The following is a 6,000-nucleotide window of genomic DNA, read 5'->3' as shown; positions in this document are numbered from 1 at the left end:
AGGTGGTGTAGGAGGCGGTCACCGTAACGGTGGCGGCCATCGTGGTGGTCCTGGGTAGGGTTGGGTTGCTGAGACCAACAACCCCTGGACCATGGACCAGCCACGATGACCGACGACACGATGGCCTTGCGCGGGTTTCTGGAGAAGTCCTCCGACGCCGACCTGCTGCGCGAGATGATCGGCTTCGCCGCCGAGCGGCTGATGGCGCTGGAGGTGGCTGGCCTGACCGGCGCCGCCCCTGGCGAGCGCAGCGAAAGCCGGATCAACCAGCGCAACGGCTACCGCGAGCGCGACTGGCAGACCCGCGCCGGCACCGTCGAGCTCCGCATCCCGAAGCTGCGCCGCGGCAGCTACTTCCCGGCCTTCCTGGAGCCCAGGCGCACCGCCGAGAAGGCGCTGACCGCGGTGATCCAGGAAGCCTACATCCAGGGCATTTCCACCCGCTCGGTGGACGACCTGGTGCGCGCCATGGGCCTGGACGGCGTCAGCAAGAGCCAGGTCAGCCGGCTCTGCGCCGAGATCGACGAGCGGGTGCAGGATTTCCTGACCCGCCCGATCGAGGGCGACTGGCCGTACCTGTGGCTCGACGCCACCTATGTGAAGGTCCGCGAAGCCGGCCGCATCGTTCCGGTCGCCGTCACCATTGCCGTTGGTGTGAACAGCGATGGCCGGCGCGAAGTGCTCGGCATGGCGATCGGCGCCTCCGAGGCCGAGACTTTCTGGCTCGACTTCCTCCGCTCACTGACGCGCCGCGGCCTACGCGGGGTGAAGCTGGTGATCTCCGACGCCCATGAGGGCCTCAAGGCCGCCGTGACCAAGGTGCTGCGGGCGACCTGGCAGCGCTGCCGCGTCCACTTCATGCGCAATGCGACGGCACACGCCGGCAAGACCCAGCGCCGCCTGGTCTCCGCCTGGATTGGCACCGCCTTCGCCGAGGCTGATGCCCCTGCCGCCCATGCCCAGTGGCGCCGTGTCGCCGACCAGCTCCGCCCCAAGGTGCCCAGGCTCGCCGAGTTGATGGACGCCGCCGAGCATGACGTGCTGGCCTACATGGACTTCCCACGCGAGCACCGCGCCAAGATCCACAGCACCAACCCCATCGAGCGCCTCAATGGCGAGATCAAACGCCGCACCGATGTCGTCGGCATCTTTCCGAACGAGGCCGCCATCACCCGCCTCATCGGCGCCATTCTGCTGGAGCAATCCGACGAATGGGCCACCCAGCGCGCCCGCTACATGACGCTGGAAACCATCGGCAGCGTGAGCGACAATCCCACCGTCAGCCTGCCCGCCGTGGCCGCCTGATACAGCGGCCAAACCCGCCAAGGAGCACAACTCCTACACCACCCCTCGGGGCACAATCACGCATCGAAGGCCTGCACGGTGTGTTCCGGCAATTGCCCTCGCTCGCAGACCTCCTGCCAATCGAGGGATGCGGCAGCTTTCGGGCGACGGGCGGCAGCCCAGGTTCGCAACACCGCGACGCAGAAGAGTGCCTCCGGCTCAAGGTCGCGTACCGGGCGACCCTGGTCCACCTCGTTACGATGCATGCAAGCCGCCATCCCTCTACTCCGCGGTATGCTGAGCGCCTCGCGGCGGCGCCGATGGGTCGGAGAAAGCCGCAGTGCAGGTCTTCGGTTGGTGCGTGGTTGCTCCCGGTCCCTCGTCCAGCGGGGGCTTGCCGACTGCCCGTGCGGGGACGGAGGCATCGGAGCCGAGGTGACGCCGCGGATCCGAGCGCGGACTGCAATCCGCCGCCATGAACGCGGACAGTGTCGCGGCGCCGAGCGAATGATGACGGAACAAGGAGGCCTCCTCGGCTAGTGGTGGGTCGGGAGGGACAGCGGCCAATGCACGGCATCCCCATCGTCGATCCCGGCGAGGTCGACCAGGAGACGCGGCCGCAGCTTGAACCCCGCCGTGATCAACAACTCGCCCAGACCCTGGAGGGGCCCGAGGGCAAACTGGGCGCCGATGTCGGACAGCAGGCCGTCCCGCAACACCTCCTGCGCCAGGCCGGTCTCCCGGCCCTGTGCCAGCCGCGCGGCGTGCAACAGGCGCTGCTCGTCCGCACCCAGCCGCGGGCAGCGCGGGCAGCCGATCTGCACCGGTCGCAGCGCGGTGCGGGCGATGACGCGCATGACCATGTCCAGCGCGGGAGCGGCGGCGGGGACGCCGACCTGCGCCGCGATGCCGCCGAGGCGCAGCAGCGGATCCGTGGCCTGCCGGACGTCATCGACCCACCCGCGGATGGCGAGGAGCAGCAGTGATTCAGCCGGGTCGAGCGCCTCGGTCGCGCTGGGATAGCCATGCAGGATCCGCGGCGCGAAGGGCATGATGCGGCCCATGGGCGTGCTCCGAGTGATGGTCGGCGGCATTGAAAGCCAATTGCGAGTGCGTCGCAACTGCAATTTGATCCGGCCGATCGTCCTCCGGCGGCCTCCGCCACGGTGGCGACGGCACCCGGGTCCGCGGCCGCCCCGAGCCGGTGAACCTCCCGATTGGCGCCGCGCTCATGCAGTGCCTGCTGCAGCAACCAGCGGGATGGGGAGGATGGAATGCGTCTGGCTCTGATCCTGGCGGCAACCTTCGTTCTTGCGGCGCCGCTCCATGCCGCCGAGCACGACATGGACTGGTTCGTGAAGAATCCCAAGCAGCGCGCGGCGTGGTTGCAGAAATGCCGCCACCACCCACGAAATGCCGCGCAGACATGCGAGAACGCCCGCCAGGCCGATCTGCGTGCCTATTCGGCCGAGTCCGCTGCCAAGCTTGACCGCGGCACTTCGGAACCGGCAGCACCGCCTGTCCCGAAGCAGTAAGGGGCAGGACATCTACCGCAGAGCCGTCTGAAGCGGCGCCGGCTGCCTGTCCCGCGGAGGCAGCGGTCTTCCCAGGCTGCCGTACCGTGAGGAGACCGCACAGGTGCAGGGGCGCGGTCCCAGGGCGCTGCCTGCGCCAGACGCGCCAGTACCGCCCGGCGGAACAGGCATCCACGCCGGGATCAGCCGCTGGCAGCGATCCTGATCGGGATCTCGGGCAAGTCCTGTCGCAGGAGCCGCCGCGCCACAGCGTCCCGGCGCAACTCCCACTGACCCGGCCGGCATCCCCGGCCGGCCGCCAGCAGCGAATGCGCCGTGCCGAGCGGGTTCAGGACATCGGCCGCCGCCCCGCCTCGACGCCCACCAGACCCATCCGCATCACGCGGGCGAAGGGCGGCGTCGGCAGCGTGCCCGCGATCATGCCGCGCAACTACCCAAGGCCGGAAAGACCGCCGATACGGTCCCGCCGCAGCGGGCCCTCGGTCCCCGCCCCCGTCAGAAGCTCTCCTTGAAGGGCCGCAGGTCCAGTTCCTGCGTCCAGGCGGAGCGCGGCTGGCGGTGGATGTGCCAATAGGTCTCGGCGATCGCCTCGATGCCGAGCAACCCGTCCTCGCCACGCTCGGCCACCGCCTCGGGCCGGCGGCTGCGCAGCCGCTCGCCGTCGATGCCGCCGTCGATCACCACATGCGCGACATGCAGGCCCAGCGGCCCGTACTCGCGTGCCATGCTCTGCGCCATGGCCCGCAGCCCGGCCTTGGCGGCGGCGAACTGCGCGAAGCCCGGCTTGCCGCGCAGGCTGGCCGAGGCGCCGGTGAAGATCACCGTGCCGCGGCCGAGCGGGACCAGCCGCCGCGCCGCCTCCCGCCCCACCAGGAAGCCGGAGAGGCAGCCGACGCGCCAGAACTCCTCGAAGGTCTCGACCGAGAGCGTGCGGAAGTCGAGCCGCTGGTTGTTGCCGGCATTGGAGACGACGAGGTCGGCCGGGGCGCGGCCCTCGCCGGGCGCCATGCCACGGTCGAAGAGCCGCAGCACCTCCGCCTCCCGCGTCGCATCGGTCGGCACCGCCTCCGCGCTGCCGCCGGCCGCCTGGATGGCGGCGACGACCTGCTCCAGCCTGGCGCCGGTCCGGCCGGCGGCCAGCACGTGGTAGCCCCCCTGCGCGAAGCGCCGGCACAGCGCGGCGCCCAGGCCCCGTTCGGCGCCGACGCCGACCACGATGGCGGTGGGTGTGGTCATGGCTTTCTCCTCCTCGGGCTCAGGCTGCGGCGGGCGCCACCACCGCCGGGCGCGGCGGCCGGATGGCCAGCGCGAGCGCGGCCGCGACGAGGCAGGCGGCACCGGCCAGGGCGAAGGCGGGCAGGTAGCTCGCCAGCGCGTCGCGGCTGAGGCCGGCGCCGAGCGCGGCGACGGCGGCGCCGAGCTGGTGCGCGGTGAAGACCCAGCCGAAGACCAGCGGCGCACGCTCCCGCCCGAAGCTCTGGCCGGCGAGCTTCACCGTGGGCGGCACGGTGGCGATCCAGTCGAGGCCGTAGAACACGGCGAAGACCGACAGCCCGTAGAGCGAGAAGTCGCTGAAGGGCAGCAGCAGCAGCGACAGGCCGCGCAGCCCGTAATACCAGGCCAGCAGCGCGCGGTTGTCGTAGCGGTCGGACAGCCAGCCGGAGGCGATGGTGCCGACGAAGTCGAAGACCCCCATCATCGCCAGCACCGTCGCGGCCTCGACCTCCGGCATGCCGAAATCGCTGCAGAGCGGGATGAAATGCGTCTGGATCAGCCCGTTGGTCGAGAGGCCGCAGACCAGGAAGGTGGCGAAGAGGATCCAGAAGGCGCGGGTGCGTGCGGCTTCCCCCAGCACGGCGAAGGCATTGCGGACAGGATTGCCGGCGGCGGGCGCGGGCGGCGCGGCGGCGCCGGCCGCCTCGCCATAGGCGGCGAGGCCGAGATCGGCAGGCCGGTCGCGGCCGAGCAGCAGGAACAGCGCAGCCGCGAGGCCGCAAACGATCAGCCCGGGCGCCATGGCACTGCGCCAGCCCTCCTCCCGCGCCAGCCAGGCGGCGAGCGGCAGGAAGGCGAGCTGGCCGGTGGCATTGGCGGCCGTCAGCAGGCCCAGCACCAGGCCGCGGCGCTGCACGAACCAGCGGTTGGCAACGGTCGCGCCCAGCACCAAGGCCGTCATGCCGGTGCCGATGCCCGTCACCACGCCCCAGAACAGCCAGAGCTGCCAAACCTGCGTCATGGCCATGGAGGCGAGGCAGCCGGCGACCACCAGCGCCAGTGCGGTCGCCACCGTCCGCCGCAGGCCGTAGCGCTGCAGCAGCGCCGCGGCGAAGGGCGCCATCAGCCCGAAGAGCAGCAGCCGCAGCGCCAGCGCGCCGGAGATCGAGGCGGTGTCCCAGCCGAATTCCCGCTGCAGCGGCAGCAGGAAGGCACCCAGCACGCCGAGCGCGCCGGCCGAGGCGAGGGAGACCAGGAAGGTCAGCCCCACCATGACCCAGGCATAATGGATGCCGCGGCGCGCCAGCGCGGCGGCGAGCAGGTTGGCGGCCATCTCTCGAAATCCTTCCGGAATGGGGGGCAGGTCAGTCGCGGGCCGCGCCGAGGTGCCGGCGGCCAAGGGCGAGGAGGCGGTCGGACAGCGCCGGATCGTCCACGGCGCGGGCAAGGGTCAGGGTACCGACCAGCATGGCGAGGGTGGCCAGGGCCGCGTCCTCCCGCGCATCCGGACGGTCTTCCTGCAGCAGCGCCGCGATCCGCCCGGCCAACCGGCGGAGGCCGGCGGTATAGGCGCTGCGGAGAGCAGGGCCCTGGCGCGGCATCTCCGAGCCCAGGGCGGCGAGGGCGCAGCCGCCGCCCGGCGCGTCCCGGTGCCGGCGGGAGAGGTACCGGCGGACCAGCATGCCTAGCTCCGGGGCTTCCCCGGGTGGCAGCAGGGACTGCGTCCCGCTGTCCAGCGCCGCCGCCAATGCCTCGGCCGCCAGGCGGTCCTTGGAGCCGAACTGGCTGTAGAGGCTGCCATGGCTGAGCCCGGCGGCGCCGACCAGCGCGTCGACACCGGTGCCCTGCAGGCCCCGCTCGCGGAACAGCCGCGCGGCCGCCTCGAGGATGCGAGCGCGGTTCTCGGCCGACTTCTCCTTCGAAACCTTCATCCAGACCCTCGACGGACGGCGCCGCGGGCAGGGCG

At 71.7% G+C, this 6,000-nt stretch carries 7 protein-coding genes; 2 read left to right on the top strand and 5 right to left on the bottom strand.

Annotation, left to right across the window (positions count from 1 at the left end; all coding sequences use genetic code 11):
• Window positions 1-105: 105 nt before the first annotated feature.
• Window positions 106-1,305, top strand: coding sequence for an IS256 family transposase (locus Q7A36_RS25005; protein ID WP_305106488.1), 1,200 nt, complete (start codon window positions 106-108; stop codon window positions 1,303-1,305).
• Between the two features lie 56 nt (window positions 1,306-1,361).
• On the opposite strand, the gene Q7A36_RS25000 is transcribed toward Q7A36_RS25005, so the two are convergent.
• Both Q7A36_RS25000 and Q7A36_RS24995 read right to left on the bottom strand, forming a co-directional pair.
• Entirely contained in the window at window positions 1,362-1,550 is a 189-nt protein-coding gene (locus Q7A36_RS25000) for a hypothetical protein (protein WP_305106487.1), read from the bottom strand.
• A 270-nt stretch (window positions 1,551-1,820) separates the two neighbouring features.
• The gene (locus Q7A36_RS24995) at window positions 1,821-2,348 is read right to left on the bottom strand and encodes a hypothetical protein (protein WP_305106486.1); all 528 of its coding nucleotides are present in this window, start codon (window positions 2,346-2,348) and stop codon (window positions 1,821-1,823) included.
• A gap of 210 nt (window positions 2,349-2,558) precedes the next feature.
• Between Q7A36_RS24995 and Q7A36_RS24990 the strand changes: the two genes are divergently transcribed.
• Window positions 2,559-2,819 carry an EexN family lipoprotein gene (locus tag Q7A36_RS24990; protein ID WP_305106485.1) on the top strand — a complete coding sequence of 87 codons (261 nt, stop codon included), beginning with the start codon at window positions 2,559-2,561 and terminating at the stop codon, window positions 2,817-2,819.
• A gap of 495 nt (window positions 2,820-3,314) precedes the next feature.
• Here the strand turns inward: Q7A36_RS24990 and Q7A36_RS24985 are convergent, their stop codons facing one another.
• Genes Q7A36_RS24985 through Q7A36_RS24975 form a run of 3 tightly spaced genes read right to left on the bottom strand, consistent with a single transcriptional unit; the run spans window position 3,315 to window position 5,965 of the window.
• Window positions 3,315-4,055 (bottom strand): SDR family NAD(P)-dependent oxidoreductase, encoded by a 741-nt coding sequence (locus Q7A36_RS24985; protein WP_305106484.1) that lies wholly within the window; start codon window positions 4,053-4,055, stop codon window positions 3,315-3,317.
• A 19-nt stretch (window positions 4,056-4,074) separates the two neighbouring features.
• Entirely contained in the window at window positions 4,075-5,367 is a 1,293-nt protein-coding gene (locus Q7A36_RS24980; protein WP_305106483.1) for an MFS transporter, read from the bottom strand.
• Window positions 5,368-5,398: 31 nt separating this feature from the next.
• Window positions 5,399-5,965 (bottom strand): TetR/AcrR family transcriptional regulator, encoded by a 567-nt coding sequence (locus Q7A36_RS24975; RefSeq protein ID WP_305106482.1) that lies wholly within the window; start codon window positions 5,963-5,965, stop codon window positions 5,399-5,401.
• Window positions 5,966-6,000 lie beyond the last annotated feature (35 nt).

Source organism: Paracraurococcus lichenis, from assembly GCF_030657435.1.
GTDB classification, from domain to species: Bacteria; Pseudomonadota; Alphaproteobacteria; order Acetobacterales; family Acetobacteraceae; genus Paracraurococcus; species Paracraurococcus lichenis.
This window is presented reverse-complemented; position numbering and strand designations above follow the sequence as displayed.